The 15,573-nt window shown below is 64.2% G+C and carries 16 protein-coding genes; 11 read left to right on the forward strand and 5 right to left on the reverse strand.

Going from position 1 to position 15,573, the window contains the following annotated elements; translation table 11 throughout:
* Positions 1-138: 138 nt before the first annotated feature.
* The 3 genes from DK874_RS05455 to rnhB all read right to left on the reverse strand — a co-directional run bounded on the left by DK874_RS05455 (position 139) and on the right by rnhB (position 2,422).
* Complete coding sequence (locus tag DK874_RS05455) at positions 139-1,218, reverse strand: TRAP transporter substrate-binding protein (protein ID WP_114313024.1); 1,080 nt, start codon at positions 1,216-1,218, stop codon at positions 139-141.
* A 90-nt stretch (positions 1,219-1,308) separates the two neighbouring features.
* On the reverse strand, positions 1,309-1,779 hold the full coding sequence (locus DK874_RS05460) for a DUF4384 domain-containing protein (RefSeq protein WP_114313025.1): 471 nt from the start codon (positions 1,777-1,779) through the stop codon (positions 1,309-1,311).
* 37 nt (positions 1,780-1,816) lie between these two features.
* Entirely contained in the window at positions 1,817-2,422 is a 606-nt protein-coding gene (gene rnhB / locus DK874_RS05465; RefSeq protein WP_114313026.1) for a ribonuclease HII, read from the reverse strand.
* 65 nt (positions 2,423-2,487) lie between these two features.
* On the opposite strand from rnhB, the gene DK874_RS05470 reads away from it, so the two are divergent.
* The 5 genes from DK874_RS05470 to DK874_RS05490 are packed head-to-tail and all read left to right on the forward strand — an operon-like array spanning position 2,488 to position 9,032.
* Positions 2,488-4,035, forward strand: coding sequence for a carboxylesterase/lipase family protein (locus DK874_RS05470; RefSeq protein ID WP_114313027.1), 1,548 nt, complete (start codon positions 2,488-2,490; stop codon positions 4,033-4,035).
* A 5-nt stretch (positions 4,036-4,040) separates the two neighbouring features.
* Positions 4,041-6,050 (forward strand): molybdopterin oxidoreductase family protein, encoded by a 2,010-nt coding sequence (locus DK874_RS05475; protein WP_114313028.1) that lies wholly within the window; start codon positions 4,041-4,043, stop codon positions 6,048-6,050.
* 42 nt (positions 6,051-6,092) lie between these two features.
* Positions 6,093-6,515 carry an NUDIX hydrolase gene (locus DK874_RS05480; protein WP_205387560.1) on the forward strand — a complete coding sequence of 141 codons (423 nt, stop codon included), beginning with the start codon at positions 6,093-6,095 and terminating at the stop codon, positions 6,513-6,515.
* Between the two features lie 2 nt (positions 6,516-6,517).
* Positions 6,518-7,747 carry a tRNA uracil 4-sulfurtransferase ThiI gene (thiI, locus tag DK874_RS05485; RefSeq protein ID WP_114313253.1) on the forward strand — a complete coding sequence of 410 codons (1,230 nt, stop codon included), beginning with the start codon at positions 6,518-6,520 and terminating at the stop codon, positions 7,745-7,747.
* Positions 7,728-9,032, forward strand: a complete 1,305-nt coding sequence (locus DK874_RS05490; RefSeq protein ID WP_114313030.1) for an amidase — start codon at positions 7,728-7,730, stop codon at positions 9,030-9,032. Before thiI ends, DK874_RS05490 begins: the two co-directional genes overlap by 20 nt.
* Here DK874_RS05490 and DK874_RS05495 read toward each other — a convergent pair.
* A complete protein-coding gene (locus tag DK874_RS05495) occupies positions 9,024-10,223 on the reverse strand; it encodes an SLC13 family permease (RefSeq protein WP_114313031.1) in 1,200 nt (399 codons plus the stop codon). The genes DK874_RS05490 and DK874_RS05495 overlap by 9 nt on opposite strands.
* Positions 10,189-10,779: a GNAT family N-acetyltransferase gene (locus tag DK874_RS05500; RefSeq protein WP_114313032.1), complete on the reverse strand. Its 591-nt coding sequence runs from the start codon at positions 10,777-10,779 to the stop codon at positions 10,189-10,191. The genes DK874_RS05495 and DK874_RS05500 overlap by 35 nt, the downstream gene beginning before the upstream one ends.
* Before the next feature lie 98 nt (positions 10,780-10,877).
* Between DK874_RS05500 and DK874_RS05505 the strand changes: the two genes are divergently transcribed.
* Genes DK874_RS05505 through DK874_RS05525 form a run of 6 tightly spaced genes read left to right on the forward strand, consistent with a single transcriptional unit; the run spans position 10,878 to position 15,572 of the window.
* A complete protein-coding gene (locus tag DK874_RS05505) occupies positions 10,878-12,113 on the forward strand; it encodes a sugar ABC transporter substrate-binding protein (RefSeq protein ID WP_114313033.1) in 1,236 nt (411 codons plus the stop codon).
* Between the two features lies 1 nt (position 12,114).
* Positions 12,115-13,005, forward strand: coding sequence for a carbohydrate ABC transporter permease (locus DK874_RS05510; protein WP_114313034.1), 891 nt, complete (start codon positions 12,115-12,117; stop codon positions 13,003-13,005).
* Positions 13,002-13,823 (forward strand): carbohydrate ABC transporter permease, encoded by an 822-nt coding sequence (locus DK874_RS05515; protein ID WP_114313035.1) that lies wholly within the window; start codon positions 13,002-13,004, stop codon positions 13,821-13,823. The genes DK874_RS05510 and DK874_RS05515 overlap by 4 nt, the downstream gene beginning before the upstream one ends.
* Positions 13,820-13,951 (forward strand): hypothetical protein, encoded by a 132-nt coding sequence (locus DK874_RS11985; protein WP_275887331.1) that lies wholly within the window; start codon positions 13,820-13,822, stop codon positions 13,949-13,951. The genes DK874_RS05515 and DK874_RS11985 overlap by 4 nt, the downstream gene beginning before the upstream one ends.
* A 3-nt stretch (positions 13,952-13,954) precedes the next feature.
* On the forward strand, positions 13,955-14,449 hold the full coding sequence (locus DK874_RS05520) for a MogA/MoaB family molybdenum cofactor biosynthesis protein (protein ID WP_114313036.1): 495 nt from the start codon (positions 13,955-13,957) through the stop codon (positions 14,447-14,449).
* Positions 14,442-15,572 (forward strand): aminotransferase class I/II-fold pyridoxal phosphate-dependent enzyme, encoded by a 1,131-nt coding sequence (locus DK874_RS05525; protein WP_114313037.1) that lies wholly within the window; start codon positions 14,442-14,444, stop codon positions 15,570-15,572. The genes DK874_RS05520 and DK874_RS05525 overlap by 8 nt, the downstream gene beginning before the upstream one ends.
* Position 15,573 lies beyond the last annotated feature (1 nt).

Raw genomic sequence — 15,573 nt, forward strand, 5'->3', positions numbered from 1 at the left:
CAACGGGTCGGTTCCCCTCTTTTTATTCCATCTGGCGTCTCACATGTGTCTGTCCAGGTTCAGCCCAAGGCAGGGAGCACTCCCGCAAAGGAAAACCCCGGGGGTTTCCCCCCAGGGCGGTAATTCGGGGAAAGAAAATCAGAGGGCCGGGAAGGCAAAGCTGGCGTAGCCCAGCTCCGCCACCCCAAACCAGCGGTACTGCTCCTCCCGGAACTTCTTCCAAGCGGTGTAAACCTTACGGTAGGTAGCGTCCTTGGCCGCCTCCTCCTCGTACCAGTCAAAGGCTGCCTTCTGGGCCGCCTTCATCACGTCGGCGGGCCACTTGCGCAGGCGCACCCCTGCCTTGATGAGACGTTGCAAGGCCGGAGGGTTCACCTGGTCGTACTTGGCCAGCATGGCAAGGTTGGCCTCAGCCGCCGCCACCTCAATGGCCTGCTGGTACTCCTTGGGAAGCTTCTGCCACTCCTTCAGGTTGATGTAGAAGGAAAGCATGGGCCCCGGCTCGTGCCAACCAGGGTAGTAGTAGTACTTGGCCACCTTGTAGAAGCCCAGCTTCTCGTCGTCGTAAGGACCCACCCACTCGGCGGCATCCACCACACCCCGCTCCAAGGCCGGGTAGATGTCCCCACCCGCCAGCACCTGGGGTACCACCCCAAGCCGGCTCATCACCTGGCCGCCGGGGCCAGGGATGCGCATCTTAAGGCCCTTGAGGTCCGCCACGCCCTTGATCTCCTTGCGGAACCAGCCACCCATCTGGGCCCCGGTATTGCCGCCTGGGAACTGGATGATGCCGAAATCCGCATAGATGGGCCGGAAAAGCTCAATACCACCCCCGTAGTACATCCAGGCGTTCTGCTGCCGGGCGGTGAGGCCGAAGGGCACCGCAGTATCAAAGGCAAAAACCGCCCCCTTGCCCACATAGTAATAGCTGGCGGTGTGGCCGACCTCCACCGTACCCTGTTGCACAGCATCCATCACCTGTAGCCCGGGCACGATCTCCCCTGCTTGGTAGGTGCGGATCTGGAAGCGCCCGCCGGTGAGGGCGGAAACCCGCTCTGCAAAAACGTCCGCTGCCCCAAAGATGGTGTCCAGGCTCTTGGGGAAGCTACTGGCTAGCCGCCACCTTATGGTGGGCTGGGCCTGGGCAAATACCGGGCCGAAAGCTGCGCTAGCCGCTACGCCGATACCTGCTTTCTTCAAGAAGTCACGCCGCTTCATCTTTGACCTCCTTAGCGGTCCGGGGGGATTATACCCCACCTGGGGGTGGAAGGCGCAAGCCCCCCCTCGCAAGTTTTTGCAATACCCCGGTCACCGGATGTAAAAGTAGGTTTCTGCCACCTGGTAGCGGCGGGCGCTAGAGGTTTCCAAGTACAGCCTTAGCCGGGCATCCCAGTCGGTGAACACCCCTTCCAGGCGCAGGTTCCCGGGTTGGCTATCCGTGTAGATGGCCCGCACCCGCTGGAGCCCTCGAGGCGGCGTGACCGTATAGCGGTAAGCCCCCGGGGGAAGGACATGGGTGCCCCGGCCCAGGTGGAAGCGGTCAAACTCGTAGGTGCGCCCATCGGGATCTATGGCCACCAGGCTTATCCAGCCGGGTTCAGCCAGGGTAAGGAAGAAGCGCACCTCCTCCCCCACGTAATAGGTGGCCCCTGCCCCCCGGTCCGGCTCAAAGCGCAGGATGGTTGGGGTAAAGTCCAAGCGGTAGCTTACCGTGACCCCCTCCAGGGTCACGGTGCAGGCGGAAAGTAGACCCAACAATAGAAGCCCCAAAATCCGCATGAGCTCCTCCTCACCTCCAGCTTAGCCCCACCGGGGCTTAGTCCTCTTCAGGAAACCTTAAAGAAGCCTGGGCCACCGGGGTGAAACGCCTCCGGTGCACGGGCGATGGTCCTAGGACCTCGAGGGCCTTTTGGTGCTCGGGGGTGCCGTATCCCTTGTGCCGGGCAAAGCCATAACCGGGGTAAAGGCGGTCCAACTCCTCCATAAGCCGGTCCCGGTGCACCTTGGCCAGGATGCTGGCCGCGGCCACGCTGGGGCTATGCTGGTCCGCCTTGGGAGGGGCCAGGAGGGGCAAGGAGGTGGCCACCTGGAGGTAGTCGGTGACCAAGGCCTCGGGCGGAGGGTCCAGAAGGCATAGCGCCCTCCTTGCCGCCAAGAGGGTGGCCTTCAGGACCCCAAGCCGGTCCACCTCCGCCACCTCCGCTATCCCCAAGGCGTAGGCCAGGGCCACCCCTTTCACCTCCTCCGCCAGGCGCTGGCGCTCCTTGGGCCTTAGGAGCTTGGAATCCCGGAAGGGGTAGCGGCCAGGCGGTAGGATCACCGCCCCCACCACGATGGGCCCCGCCCAGGCTCCCCGGCCCGCCTCGTCTATCCCGGCCACCCTTAGGCCCAGGGACCAGAAGGACGCCTCGAGGCCCTCCATCCCTTGGCATTATGCCTCGCCCCCACGGTTGACACCCTCGGGTATACTCTGGATACGCTTTATATATGGGCCCCCTTGCCCTCCTTATGGCCTCCGCGCTGGCGCTGGGCCTGGCCCTAGCCCAGGAGGTGGTGGTCCAGACCCCCTTGGGCCCAGCCCAAGGCCAGGTGGAAAAGGGAGCCATCGCTTTCTATGGGCTTCCCTATGGGGAGGCGGGCCGCTTCCAAGCCCCTAGGCCCGTGGCCTCCTGGCCTCGAGGGGTGGGAAGGGAGCGGGTGGCCTGCCCCCAAGTCCCCGGGACCACGGCCCGGCTAGGGGGCTACATCCCCCCACAGCGGGAAGACTGCCTGGTTCTCAACCTATTCCTGCCCTTGGGACCCCCGCCCCCAGGGGGGTTCCCGGTGATGGCCTACCTGCACGGGGGCGGTTTCACCTCAGGAAGCGCCGCCGAGCCCGTTTACGGGGGGCATCTTCTCGCCCGGGAAGGGGTGGTGGTGGTTTCCCTAAACTACCGCCTAGGCCCTTTGGGGTTTTTGGCCCTCCCTGCCTTGGCGAAGGAAGATCCCAAGGCCGTGGGCAACTACGGGCTTTTAGATGTGATAGAGGCCCTGCGCTTTATCCAGCGTTACATCGCCTACTTTGGCGGCAATCCCAATAACGTCACCCTCTTCGGGGAATCGGCTGGAGGCATGCTGGCCTGCACCCTGCTGGCCACCCCGGAGGCCCAAGGGCTATTCCACAAGGCCATCCTCCAATCGGGAGGATGCCAAGAGGTGGGCCCCCTGGAGAAGGATATGGCCTTTGGGGAAAGGTGGGCCAGGAGCCTGGGCTGCGCCCCCGAGGATCCAGCCTGCCTTAGATCCTTGCCCCTAGGGCGCCTCTTCCCCGCGGCAGGCCCCCCGGGCCTTCCCGACATCACCGCCTCGGCCCTGGGCTTCCCCCTTTCCCCCTTTAAGCCCCACCTGGGCCCCCTGCTACCGGAAAGCCCCGAGGAGGCCCTGAAAAGGGGCCGGGCCCAAGGCATCCCCCTCCTGGCAGGGGCCAACGCGGAGGAGCTCACCTTTCCCGGCCTGGCCTGGCTTCTGGGACCCAGGACCTGGGAGGAGTTCGGCAAGAGGCTCTCTGCCCAAGGCCTCACCCCAAAACAGCGAGAGGCCTTGGAAAGGGTGTACCAAAAGCGTTTTTCCGATCCCAAAACCGCCTGGGGCCAGGTGCAAACCGATCTTCTTCTCCTCTGCCCTTCCCTGAAAGCCGCCAAGGTCCAGGCCCCTTTCGCCCCCACCTACGCCTACCTCTTCACCTTCCGCATCCCTGGCTTCGAGGGCCTGGTGGCCTTCCACGGCCTGGAGCTGGCCCCCCTTTTTGGGAACCTCGAGGAGATGCCCTTTCTCCCCCTCTTTCTTAGCACCGAGGCCCGGGAAAAGGCCGAGGCCCTGGGCAAGCGCATGCGCCGCTACTGGGTGGGCTTCGCCCGGGAGGGGGAGCCATGGGGCTGGCCCAACTGGCCCGAGTACGGAGAGGGCTACCTCCTCCGTTTGGACGACCCCCCAGGCCTCCTCCCCGATCCTTTTGAGGAAAGGTGCGGTCCCCTCGAGGCCCTTGGGCTACTATAGGGGGCATGAAACCCCGCGCCACCTGCCCCCTGGACTGCCCGGATGCCTGTAGCCTCCTCCTCACCCTGGAAGGGGGCCGCCTCGCCCGGGTGGAGGGCGACCCCCGCCACCCCATCACCCAAGGCTTCGCCTGCGCCAAAACCTACCGGTATCCAGAAAGGGTACAGGAACGCCTCCTCCACCCCATGCGCCGGGTGGGGAGGAAGGGGGAGGGCCGCTTTGAAAGGGTTTCCTGGGAGGAGGCCCTGGAAGCCATCGCCGAAAGGCTTAGGGCCATCCTGGACGCCCACGGCGGGGAGGCCGTCCTCCCCTACCACTATGCCGGCACCATGGGCCTTGTGGAAAACCAGCATCCTTTGGCCTTCTTCCGGGCCATCGGGGCCAGCGAGCTAGAGGAAACCATCTGCTCCACCGCCGGAAGTGCCGCCTGGGAGATGACCTACGGCCCCAGGCTGGGCCCGGATCCCGAGGAGGTGCCCAACGCCCGCTATATCCTCCTTTGGGGCATCAACAGCCTCACCACCAACAGCCACCTCACCCCCTTCCTCAAGGAGGCGCGAAGGCAAGGGGCCAAGGTGGTGCACATAGACCCCTACGAGAACCACACGAGCCGCTTCGCCCATGAGCACCTCAAGCTCCGCCCTGGCACCGACGCCGCCTTGGCCTACGCCCTGGCCCACGTGCTCTTCCGCGAGGGCCTGGTGGACTGGTCGTACCTAAGGGAGGCCGCCACCGGGGTGGAGGACTTCCAAAGGGAGGCCGAGGCCTGGCCTCCAGAAAGGGCCGAGGCCCTTACCGGGGTGCCCAAGGAGGCCATAGAACGCCTGGCCCGGGAGATGGGGGAGGCCAAGCGGGTCTTCCTCCGGGTGGGCTACGGCATGACCCGGCACCCAGGAGGGGGGAATGCCCTAAGGGCCGTCATCCTCCTTCCCGCCCTCCTGGGGGCCTGGCGCTACCCAGGGTGCGGGGCGTTGCTTTCCACCAGCGGGGCCTTTGCCCTCAACAAGCGCTTCCTTGGGGGCAGGCACCTTCTAGAAGGAGATCGCCCCCACAGGGGCTACTTCCGGCCCAACCCCGGGGTGCGCCGGATCAACATGAACCAGCTGGCCAGCGCCCTAACCCAGCTTGACCCCCCCATCCGGGCCCTTTTCGTCTTCAACTCCAACCCCCTGGTGGTAGCCCCGGACACGGGAAGGGTCAAGGAGGGGCTTTTGCGGGAGGACCTTTTCACCGTGGTGCTGGAACAGGTCCAGACGGAAACCGCCCTTTTTGCCGACTACCTCCTGCCCGCCACCTTCTTCTACGAGCACCCAGACCTCTACACCAGCTATGGGCACTACTACCTCTCCTGGAACGAGCCCCTGGCTGAGCCTGAAGGGGAGGCCCGGCCCAACACCTGGGTCTTCCGGGAACTTTCCCAGCGGCTTGGCCTCGAGGAACCCACCCTCTACTGGACGGCGGAGGAGGTGGCAAGAAGCCTCCTTGCCACGGACCACCCCCACCTGGAGGGCATCACCCTGGAAAGGCTAAAGGAGGAGGGCTTCGTGAAGCTAAAGCTTCCCAAGCCCTTCCTCCCCTTCCAGAAAGGACCGGTGCGCTTCAGCCCACCCCCTGAGGTCATTCCCACGAAGGCCCTTCCCGGCTACCCCCTCATCCTCCTCACCCCCCCGGCCCACCGCTTCCTCAACACCACCTATGGGAATGTCCGGGCCCTGGTGGAGGCGGAAGGGGGCGAGCCCAGGCTCCTCATCCACCCAGAGGACGCAAGGGAGCGGGGGATCACCGACGGCATGCTGGTCTACATCCACTCCCCCCAAGGGAGGGTGGTGCGCAAGGCCCAGGTCACGGAGGCTCCCATGCCGGGGACGGTGGTCCTCGAGGGCACCTGGTGGGAGAAGTGGGCCCCAGATGGCAAGGGGATCAACCACCTCACCACGGAGGCCCTCACCGACTTAGGGGGTGGCAGCACCTTCCACTCCACCCCGGTGGAGGTGGAGCCCCTCCGCCTGGCCTGATTTGCGCCTGGGCTACGCTTTTGCTACCCTGGTTGGGTGCAGATGCCTAAGCCCCTTAAGCGCGCCGTGGCCCTGGCCGCCTGGTCCGACAAGGGCCTCCTCCTGGTGAAGCGCCCCGAGGAGGACCTCGAGTTCGGCGGGGCCTGGGGCCTTCCCGCCGTGAGCCTGGAGGAAAGGGAGGGCGTGGAGGAAGGGGCCCTAAGGGTAGGCCGGGAAAAACTGGGAACCGAGGTGAAGGTCCTGAGGCCCGTGGCCTTCGGGGTGGAGGAGCGCGCCGCGTACACCCTGGAGCTTTGGGTGGTGGAGGCTAGGCTCCTTTCCGAACCCCTCCTGCCCGAGCCCCAGCCCGGGAAAACCTACTACCGGGCCTACCGCTTTGGCCATCCCCAGGAGCTCAGGGAAGCGTCCCAAAGCGGCTCCTTGTGTAGCCGCCTCTACCTGGCGGTGAAAGGCCTATGCCCGTAGCCATGGAAACCCTGCTTCTGGTGAACCTTTTCCACGAGCTGGCCCTAAAAGGGGGCAACCGCCCCTTTTTCCTGAAGAGAGCCAAGGCCCACGTGAAAGAGGCCCTTAAGGGGACAGGGGCCAGGCTGGAGGCGGAGTGGCCCATGGCCCTTCTCTTCCGCCTGCCCCAGGAAGCCTGGCCCGAGGCCAAGGAACGCCTGAAGGACACCTTGGGGGTGGAGGGTTTCGCCCGGGTCCTGCGCACGCCTCCGGACCTCAAGGCCCTCGAGGCGGCCCTGGAGGCGGTCCTTCTGGAGGAGCGTTTCCAAAGCTTCCGCATCACCGCCAAGCGCTCCGACAAAACCTTCCCCCTAACCTCCCCGGAGATCGAGCGCCTCCTGGGCGCCTTCGTGAAGGAGAAGACGGGGGCCAAGGTGCAGCTCAAGGGGGCGGAACGGGAGTGGGTGGTGCGCGTCCTGCCCAATGCCGCCCTTCTGGAGGTGGAGCGCCACCCGGGGCCCGGAGGGCTTCCCCCTGGAGTCTCCGGAAAGGTGGTGGCCCTCCTTTCCGGGGGGATGGACTCCCCGGTGGCCGCCTACCGCCTCATGCGCCGGGGGGCGAAGGTGGTCCTGGTGCACTTCCACCCTTTCCCTCTCCTCTCCGGCGGGAGCCGGGAAAAGGCCAAGGCCATCGCCGAGCGCCTGGCCCGCTTCCAGCACCGCATCCGCCTGCACCTGGTTCCCTTTAGCGAGGTGCAAAGGGAGATCATCGTCAAGACCCCCAAGGCCTACCGGGTGGTCCTCTACCGCCGCTACATGCTTCGCATCGCCGAGGCCATCGCCCAAGAGGAAGGGGCCTTGGCCCTTGGCACGGGAGACAGCCTAGGCCAGGTGGCCTCACAAACCCTGGAGAATCTCTATGTGGTAAACCAGGCCGCTACCCTTCCCGTCTTCCGTCCCCTGGTGGGTTTGGACAAGGTGGAGATCAAGGCTGAGGCGGAGCGCATCGGCACCTACCCCATCTCCATCCTCCCCGACGAGGAGTGTTGCACCCTCTTCGCCCCCAAGCACCCCGTGACCCGGGCCCAGCTTTCCGTGGTCCTCGAGGCGGAACGCCACCTAAATACCGAGGCCCTCATCGCCTTGGCCCTCAAGGACCGGGAGGTGGTGCGCTACACCTGGCCAGGGCAAAAACCCCTACCGAAGGCCCAAGGGGAGGCCCCTATAATGGGGCATGGACCTCTTGACGGCTAAAGCCCTTCTGGAAAGGGGCGAAACCACCCCTCTGGCCCTTTTGGAAGAGGCCCTGGAAAGGGCCCGGGCCTTCCAGGACCGGAACGCCTTGGCCCACCTGGACGAGGAAGGGGCCAAGGAGGAAGCCCATAGGCTTACCGAGGAGCTGAGGCAGGGAAAAGTCCGGGGACCCTTGCATGGCATCCCCCTCACGGTGAAGGACCTCTTCCCGGTAAAGGGCATGCCCACCCACGCCGGAACCCGGGCCCCCCTGCCTCCCCTTCCCGAGGAGGCCCAGGCGGTAAGGCGCCTGCGGGAGGCCGGTGCCCTTCTCTTTGCCAAGACCAACATGCACGAGGTGGCCTTGGGGATCACCGGGGAAAACCCCTGGACTGGCCCCGTGCGTAACGCCTTAGACCCCAGCCGCCAAGCCGGGGGAAGCAGCAGCGGAAGCGCCGTGGCCGTGGCCCTGGGGATCGGCCTAGCCTCCTTAGGCTCGGACACCGGGGGGTCCATCCGCATTCCCGCGGCCTTCAACGGGGTGGTGGGCTTCAAGCCCTCCTACGGCCGGGTGAGCCTAGAAGGGGCCCTGCCCCTATCCCGCTCCACCGACCATGCGGGGCCCATCGCCAAGACGGTACGGGATGCCCACTTCCTCACGGAGATCCTGGCGGGGGAAAGCATCCTCCTCGAGGGCCCGCAAAACCCCACCTTCGGCGTGCCCCTGGACTTCCTGGAGGGCCGTCTAGGGGTGGGCGTGCGCAGGGCGTTCCAAAGCCTTTTGCAGGATCTGCCCTCACTAAGGGCCGAGGTGAAGGAGGTGTCCCTACCCCTCCCCGGGGTCTACGAGGTCTACACCCGCCTGGTGCGCTACGAGGCGGCCCGCATCCACGAAAAAGCCTTGAAAGAACACCCGGAAGGCTTCTCCCCCCAGGTGCGGGAGGCCCTTTTGGCGGGGCTTGCCCTCACGGAGAAGGACTACCGGGATGCGGTGGCGGAAAGGGAGGTCCTGCGCCTCCAGCTGGTGAAGGCCTTGCGGGGAGTGGATGCCCTCATCCTGCCCACCCAGCCCCTACCGGCCCCGCCCTTGGGCACGGAGGAGGTGGAGCTGGAATCGGGAAGGAAGGGCCACCGGGAGGCCTTCATCACCCTCACCCTGCCCTTTAGCCTCCTGGGGGTTCCCACCCTAACCCTCCCCTTCGCCCGGGTGGAGGGGATGCCCGTGGGGCTCCAGGTGGTGGGGCCCTATGCGGAGGATGGCCGGGTGCTGGCCATTGGGGGCTGGCTCGAGGCCCGGCTAAAGTAGGGCGTAAAGCAACCCCAGGGTCAAAAGGGTCAGGGGCAATCCCAGCCGCAAGTGTTCCCAAAGGCTAATCCTCACCCCCTCCCTCCCCGCCCCCTCGGCCACGATGAGGTTGGCCACGCTGGCAAGAAGGGTGAGGTTCCCCGCCAGGGTGCTTCCCCCGGCCAGAAGAAGCCAGTCCCGGGGCTCCTGCACCAAGGGAGCCAGGAGCAAGACCGCGGGCACATTGGAAATCATCAAGGAAAGCAGGGAGGCACCCATAAGAAGCCCCAAAGGGGTGGCGGCCAGGGGCAGAAGGAACTCCACCAGGTCCAGCCTTCGCACCCCCTCGGTGACCATGAAGAGGGCAGCGAACATCAGCAAAAGCTCCCAGTCCACCCTTAAGAAGTAGCGCTGGGAGCGAAGCCTGCGGGTGAAAAGGAGAAGCCCCGCCGCCACCAGGGCCCCCTGGGCCATGGGATAACCCAGGAGGAAGGCCAGGAAAAGCCCCCCTGCCACCCAAAGCCCCTTGGCCAAAAGGGGGCGGTGGAGCCGGTAGCGCAAGGGGGGCATGGGGGGAAGGGGCTTGAGGGAGCGCACCTCGGGGTAAAGAAGGGCCAAAAGGACCACCTGGAGCCCTAGGCCCAAGAGGGCCACGGGCCAGAGGGCCGCCACAAACCCCAGGTAGGAGAGGCCGGAAAGGCTCGCCACCACGAGGTTCTGGGGGTTTCCCGTGGGGGTCATAAGGCTTCCCGTGTTGACCGCCGCCATGAGGGCAAGGAGGTAGGGCACGGGGTTCAAGCCCAGGCCCCGGGTCAAGGAAAGGACCAAGGGGGTGAGGAGAAGGGCCATGGTGTCGTTGAGGAAGAGGGCAGAGAGGAGGCCGCTACCGAAGGTAAGGAGCAGGAGAAGGGCAAAGGGGGTCTTGGCCAGGCGCAAAAGTCCTTCCGCCGCCAGGCCAAAGAAGCCCGCATACCCTAGATGGGCGTTTAGGACCATGATGCCGAAGAGGAAGGTGAGGGTTTGGGCGTCCATGGCCCCCCAGGCCTCCTCCAGGTCCAGGACCCCAAGGAGCAGCAAAAAGCTTGCCCCCACCAAGGCCACCCCCGCCCGGTTCATGCGGTAGCCGGGAAGCCCTCCCAGGGCCAGGCCCAGGTAGGTGAGGAGGAGGACGAGGAGGCTAAGCCCCTCCCTTATCTCCTGGAAAAGCACCATATAGCCTCTCCGCCAGCCGGACCTTTACCCCAGGCCACTCCTCCCGCAGGAGGCTGTAGACGAGGTCATCGCGGAAGGTGCCGTCAGAAAGCAGGCGGTTCCGCCTCAAGACCCCTTCCCGCACCGCCCCCAAGGACTCCAAGGCCCTTTGGCTTCGCAGGTTCAAGGGGTCCACCTTAAACTGCACCCGTTCCGCCTGGAGCACCTCAAAGGCGTGGCGCAAGAGAAGGTACTTGGCCTCCTTGTTGGCGGGGCTTCCCCAGAAGGGTTTGAAGATGAGGGTGCCGATCTCCAGCTTGCGGTTTTGCGGGTCCGGCGCGATAACGGAGATCCGCCCGGCCAGCCTCCCCTCCAAGAAAACAGCCCAGTTCACCCGGCCGGGCTCGGCAAGGAGGGCTTGGAGGTGCGCCCTTAGGTCCTCCAGGTCCCTTACCCTATGGCTCATATGGCGGTAGACCTCGGGGTCAAAGTGGGCTTGGAAGCCGGGGAGGTGGGAAAGGGATAGGGGTTCTAGGCGGACATACCGGCCCTCGAGGCTCGGGGGGAAGGACCACATGTTTCCATTATGGGGGAAACCCCCTTCGCACACTGGATTGATATCGGATACTTTGGCAACGAGCCTTGGGGTATAATGGCGGCGAAGGGAGGTTGCCAATGAGGAAGCTGTTGGCTTTTTATGCCCTTTTCTTCCCCTTAACCTTAGCGCAAAGCGTCACCATCACCTACTGGCAGTACGAGTTCCGCAGCAAGGTGGAAGCCATCAACGAGCTCATCCGCCGCTTTGAGGCCCAAAACCCGGGCATCAAGGTGGTTCATCAAACCTTTCCCTATGACGCCTTCCAGCAAAAGGTAGCCGCCGCTATTCCTGCGGGGCAAGGACCGGATGTGGTCAACCTTTACTACGGTTGGGCCCCCACCTGGGTCAAGGCCGGGTATTTGGCAGCTTTACCGGACGACTGGGCCCGGCGCCTCGACCAGGGCTTCGTAGCCATGGCCCAGGCCGCCAAAGTGGGTGGGAAGCTCTATGGGGTCCCCACTGCGGTGCGGAGCCTGGCCCTTTTCTACAACAAAGACCTCTTCCGCCAGGCGGGGGTTGCCGCCCCCCCCAAGACCTGGGAGGAGTTTATCGCTGTTGGCCAAAAGCTGACCGTAAAACAAGGAGGGCGCTTCACCCAGATTGGCTACGGCATCGCCCCAGACGGACAGGACCACCACCTGGTCCGGGAGGTCCTGGTACGCCAGTTCGGGGGCAGGCCCTACTCCGACGACGGTAAACGAGTCCTTTACCAGGGCGAGGCCGGGCTTAAGGCTCTCAGCTTCTATACCGACTGGGTCCGCAAATACGAGATCGGGGTCCCCGGCTTCTTCCCTGGCAACAACGGCTACCGGGATGGGTTCATAGCAGGCAGAATCGCTATGATCATCGACGGATCTTTCGCCATCGGTACCATTCAGCAAGGAGCCCGTTTCAACTGGGGAGTAGCGGAGCTACCCCTGGAGCGGCCAGGGGGAAGAAAGGCGAACTTTGGCTCCTTCTGGATGCACGGCCTCACCCCATTGGCCACCGGGCCTAAGCGGGAAGCTGCGCTTCGGTTTCTTTCCTTCATCACCTCTGAGGAAACCCAGCGCTTCTGGTTGGAAAAGGTGGGGGAACTCCCCGCCAGCAAGAACCTGATCAGGGACCCCAAGCTCTCCTTACACCCCATCTATGGCCCCTTTGTGCTGAGCCTGGCCTACGCCAAGGCCACCCCCTTTGTGGACGAGGCCGCCCAGCGCAAGGTGATGGTGGACGCCATCAACCGGGTCCTCCTCCAAGGCATGGACCCCGCTCAATCCTTGAGGATAGCCGCTGAGGAAGAGCAAAAGATTCTGGATCAGTTCTGGAGGTAGGGTGCGGCTTACCCTAGCCCGGCGGGAAGCCCTATGGGCGCTAGTCTTTCTAACCATCCCCTTGGCCTTCTTCCTTTACTTTCGCATCTTTCCTGCCTTCCAGGCCCTGTGGCTTTCCCTTTACGAATGGCACGCCGATCCTGCGCAGAGGCGCTTTGTAGGCCTCGAGCACTATGTCCGGCTCCTGGAAGACCCCCTTCTTCGCCGAGCCCTTTGGAACACCCTCCTCTACACTCTCCTAGGAGTCCCAAGCCAGATTGCCTTGGGACTCATCATCGCCCTGCTTTTAAGAAAAGTTCCCTTTGGCCGCGACTTCTTCCGGGCCATCTACTTTGCCCCTTACGTGACCCCGGCGGTGGCCGTGGCCTGGGTCTGGAGTTGGATGCTTTCCCCACACTTCGGGCTGGTCAACGAACTCTTAGTCCTTTTAGGCATCCCCCCGCAGCCCTTTCTACAAAGCCCCACTCAGGCCCTGCCCACCGTGGCCTGGGTGGTGGTCTGGCAGAACTTAGGCTTCCAGGTGGTCCTCTTCCTGGCGGGACTGGAAAGCATCCCCCGGCAGTACTATGAGGCCGCCCGCATTGACGGGGCAGAAGGGTGGCGACTCTTCCGCCACATCACCTGGCCTCTTTTGAACCCGGTTTTGGTCTTCTCCGTGGTCATCGGCACCATCGGGTACCTACAGCTTTTCACGCAGGTGGTGAACCTGAACTTTACCGACCAGGGGGGACCTCTGAACAGCACCCTGACCCTGGCTCTTTACATCTACCAGCTGGCCTTCCTGCGCTTCCAGCTGGGGTATGCCGCAGCGGTCACCGTCCTCCTCTTTGCCCTCATCCTCCTAACCACTTTGGTACAGCTGAGGCTCCTAACCCGGAGGGTGGAGTTATGAAAGCCCAAAGCCGCCTTGCGGGGTTCTTGGTTCTCCTTTTTCTCCTCTTAGGTAGCGGGGTCATGGTTCTCCCTTTTCTCTGGATGGTGCTCACCTCCTTCAAGCCTTTTCCCGAGCTCTTTCAACTCCAATTTCTTCCCCGGGAGCCCACCTTAGAGAACTACCGAGTGGTGCTCTGGGAAACGGGGTTTATACGCTGGTTTGGAAACAGCCTTCTGGTGGCTTCTCTTACCACCCTTTCCGTGCTTTTCTTCGACAGCCTCGCAGGCTACGCACTGGCCCGGCTGCGGTTCCCCGGGAGAAATCTGGTCTTTGTCCTCATCCTTTCCACCCTCATGGTTCCCACAGAGATGCTGGTTATTCCCTGGTACGTGATGAGTGCGGAAAAGGGATGGATCAATACCTACTGGGGGCTCCTCTTCCCCGGTTTAATCACCGCCTTCGGGGTCTTCCTCATGCGGCAGTTCTTCGAAACTTTGCCCCAGGACCTTTTCGACGCCGGAAGGATAGACGGGCTTTCCGAGTTCGGGGCCTTTTGGCGGATCGGCCTACCCCTGGTACGCCCCGCCCTAGCAGCTTTGGGGATCTTCACCTTCCTGGGCAATTGGAACGCCTTTCTCTGGCCCCTCATCGTGGTCCAGACTCCGGAGATGCGCACTCTTCCCGTGGGCATCGCCCTTTTCTCCGGGGAAGCGGGTACGGCCTGGAACCTGATCATGGCTGCCTCGAGCCTGGCGGTGCTACCGGTCCTTTTGGTCTTTTTCTTCTTCCAGCGGCAGATCATCGAAGGGGTGGTGCTCACGGGGGTAAAGGGATGACGGAAGGGGTTCAGCAAGTCCTAACCCTCCTCCACCTCCCCCACCGGGGAAGCGCCACGGTCCTCGAGGACACCCTGCGCTACACCCGCACCCTTTTGCAAAGGGTCTTCCAAGGGGTAAGCTCTTAGCAAATGTTCCGCGTGGGCATCCTGACCGTATCCGATAAGGGCTTCCGGGGGGAGCGGGAGGACACCACCCACCTGGCCATCCGCGAGGTCTTAAAAGGAGGGCCCTTTGAGGTGGCGGCCTACGAGATCGTCCCCGACGAGCCTCCTCTCATCAAAAAGGTCATCCGGCTCTGGGCCGACCGGGAGGGCCTGGACCTCATCCTCACCAATGGGGGCACGGGCCTAGCCCCAAGGGACAAGACCCCCGAGGCCACCCGGGAGCTTTTGGACAAGGAGGTGCCCGGCCTTGCCGAGCTCATGCGCCTTAAGGGCCTGGAGAAAACCCCCATGGCCGCCCTTTCCCGGGGCCTTGCGGGGGTAAGGGGGAAAAGCCTCATCCTGAACCTGCCGGGAAGCCCCAAGGGAGCCCGGGAATCCCTGGAGGCGGTGCTTGTCGTCTTGCCCCATGCCCTAAGCCTCATCACCGGCAAGGCCTGGCGGGAGGGGCACCATGAGTAGGGTCCCCGAGACCTCGGTCTTCCTGGTGGTGGATGAGGCCAAGAGGAGGGCCCGGGAGAAGGGAATCCGCCTCATAGACCTCTCCATCGGCTCCAGCGACCTCCCGCCTCCCCGGAAGCCCCTAAGGGCCCTACAGGAAGCCCTTTCCGATCCCAGCACCTACGGCTACTGCCTGAAAAGCTGCACCCTTCCCTTTTTAGAGGAGGCCACCCGCTGGTACCAGGAGCGCTACGGGGTATACCTGGACCCCAGGCGGGAAGCCCTGGCCTTGATCGGAAGCCAGGAGGGCCTGGCCCACCTCCTTCTGGCCCTCACCGAGCCCCAAGACCTCCTCCTTCTTCCCGAGGTGGCCTACCCCAGCTACTTCGGCGCCGCCCAGGTGGCCTCCTTAAGGACCCACCTCATCCCCTTGCGGGAGGATGGCCTGGCGGATCTCTCCCGGGTGCCGGAAGAGGTCTGGAAGGAGGCCAAGGTCCTCCTCCTCAACTACCCCAACAACCCCACAGGGGCCTTGGCGGACTGGGGTTACTTTGAGGAGGCCTTGGGGCTGGTGAGTAAATACGGCCTATGGCTGGTCCACGACAACCCCTATGTGGACCAGGTCTACGAGGGCGAGGCCCCCTCCCCCTTGGCCCTTCCCGGAGCCAAGGAACGGGTGGTGGAGCTTTTCAGCCTCTCCAAAAGCTACCACCTGGCGGGCTTCCGCCTGGGCTACGCCCTGGGGAGCGAGGAGGCCATCGCCCGGCTGGAAAGGGTCAAGGGGGTTATAGACTTCAACCCGTATGCCGGCATCCTGCGCATGGGGATCGCCGCCCTTAAGACCCCAAAGGAGGTGACCCGGGGTTTCGCCCAGGTGTATCGGCAAAGGGCCTTAACCCTAGCGGAAGCCCTGAAGGGGGCGTTGGACCTCCTCCCCCCCAAGGCCACCATGTACCTTTGGGGGAAGCTTCCCCAAGGCGTGGACGACCTGGAGTTCGCCCTAAGCCTGGTGGAGCGGGGCGTGGCCGTGGCCCCGGGGAGGGGGTTCGGCCCAGGGGGATGGGGGCACGTGCGCCTGGCCCTGGTGCGGCCCGTGGAGGAGCTTCTGGAAGCCGCCCGCATCCTAAAAGAAGCCCTGGACTAAT

It is taken from the genome of Thermus caldifontis, from assembly GCF_003336745.1.
GTDB lineage: Bacteria > Deinococcota > Deinococci > Deinococcales > Thermaceae > Thermus > Thermus caldifontis.

Bases quoted from the DNA above. Each gene is read 5' to 3' on its own strand.
- thiI (WP_114313253.1), top strand. From the start codon at position 6,518: ATGGAAACCCTGCTTCTGGTGAACCTTTTCCACGAGCTGGCCCTAAAA.
- DK874_RS05515 (WP_114313035.1), top strand. From the start codon at position 13,002: ATGAAAGCCCAAAGCCGCCTTGCGGGGTTCTTGGTTCTCCTTTTTCTC.
- DK874_RS05460 (WP_114313025.1), bottom strand. From the start codon at position 1,779: ATGCGGATTTTGGGGCTTCTATTGTTGGGTCTACTTTCCGCCTGCACC.
- DK874_RS11985 (WP_275887331.1), top strand. From the start codon at position 13,820: ATGACGGAAGGGGTTCAGCAAGTCCTAACCCTCCTCCACCTCCCCCAC.
- DK874_RS05470 (WP_114313027.1), top strand. From the start codon at position 2,488: ATGGGCCCCCTTGCCCTCCTTATGGCCTCCGCGCTGGCGCTGGGCCTG.
- DK874_RS05505 (WP_114313033.1), top strand. From the start codon at position 10,878: ATGAGGAAGCTGTTGGCTTTTTATGCCCTTTTCTTCCCCTTAACCTTA.
- DK874_RS05480 (WP_205387560.1), top strand. From the start codon at position 6,093: ATGCCTAAGCCCCTTAAGCGCGCCGTGGCCCTGGCCGCCTGGTCCGAC.
- DK874_RS05490 (WP_114313030.1), top strand. From the start codon at position 7,728: ATGGACCTCTTGACGGCTAAAGCCCTTCTGGAAAGGGGCGAAACCACC.
- rnhB (WP_114313026.1), bottom strand. From the start codon at position 2,422: ATGGAGGGCCTCGAGGCGTCCTTCTGGTCCCTGGGCCTAAGGGTGGCC.
- DK874_RS05455 (WP_114313024.1), bottom strand. From the start codon at position 1,218: ATGAAGCGGCGTGACTTCTTGAAGAAAGCAGGTATCGGCGTAGCGGCT.
- DK874_RS05525 (WP_114313037.1), top strand. From the start codon at position 14,442: ATGAGTAGGGTCCCCGAGACCTCGGTCTTCCTGGTGGTGGATGAGGCC.
- DK874_RS05500 (WP_114313032.1), bottom strand. From the start codon at position 10,779: ATGTGGTCCTTCCCCCCGAGCCTCGAGGGCCGGTATGTCCGCCTAGAA.
- DK874_RS05520 (WP_114313036.1), top strand. From the start codon at position 13,955: ATGTTCCGCGTGGGCATCCTGACCGTATCCGATAAGGGCTTCCGGGGG.
- DK874_RS05475 (WP_114313028.1), top strand. From the start codon at position 4,041: ATGAAACCCCGCGCCACCTGCCCCCTGGACTGCCCGGATGCCTGTAGC.
- DK874_RS05495 (WP_114313031.1), bottom strand. From the start codon at position 10,223: ATGGTGCTTTTCCAGGAGATAAGGGAGGGGCTTAGCCTCCTCGTCCTC.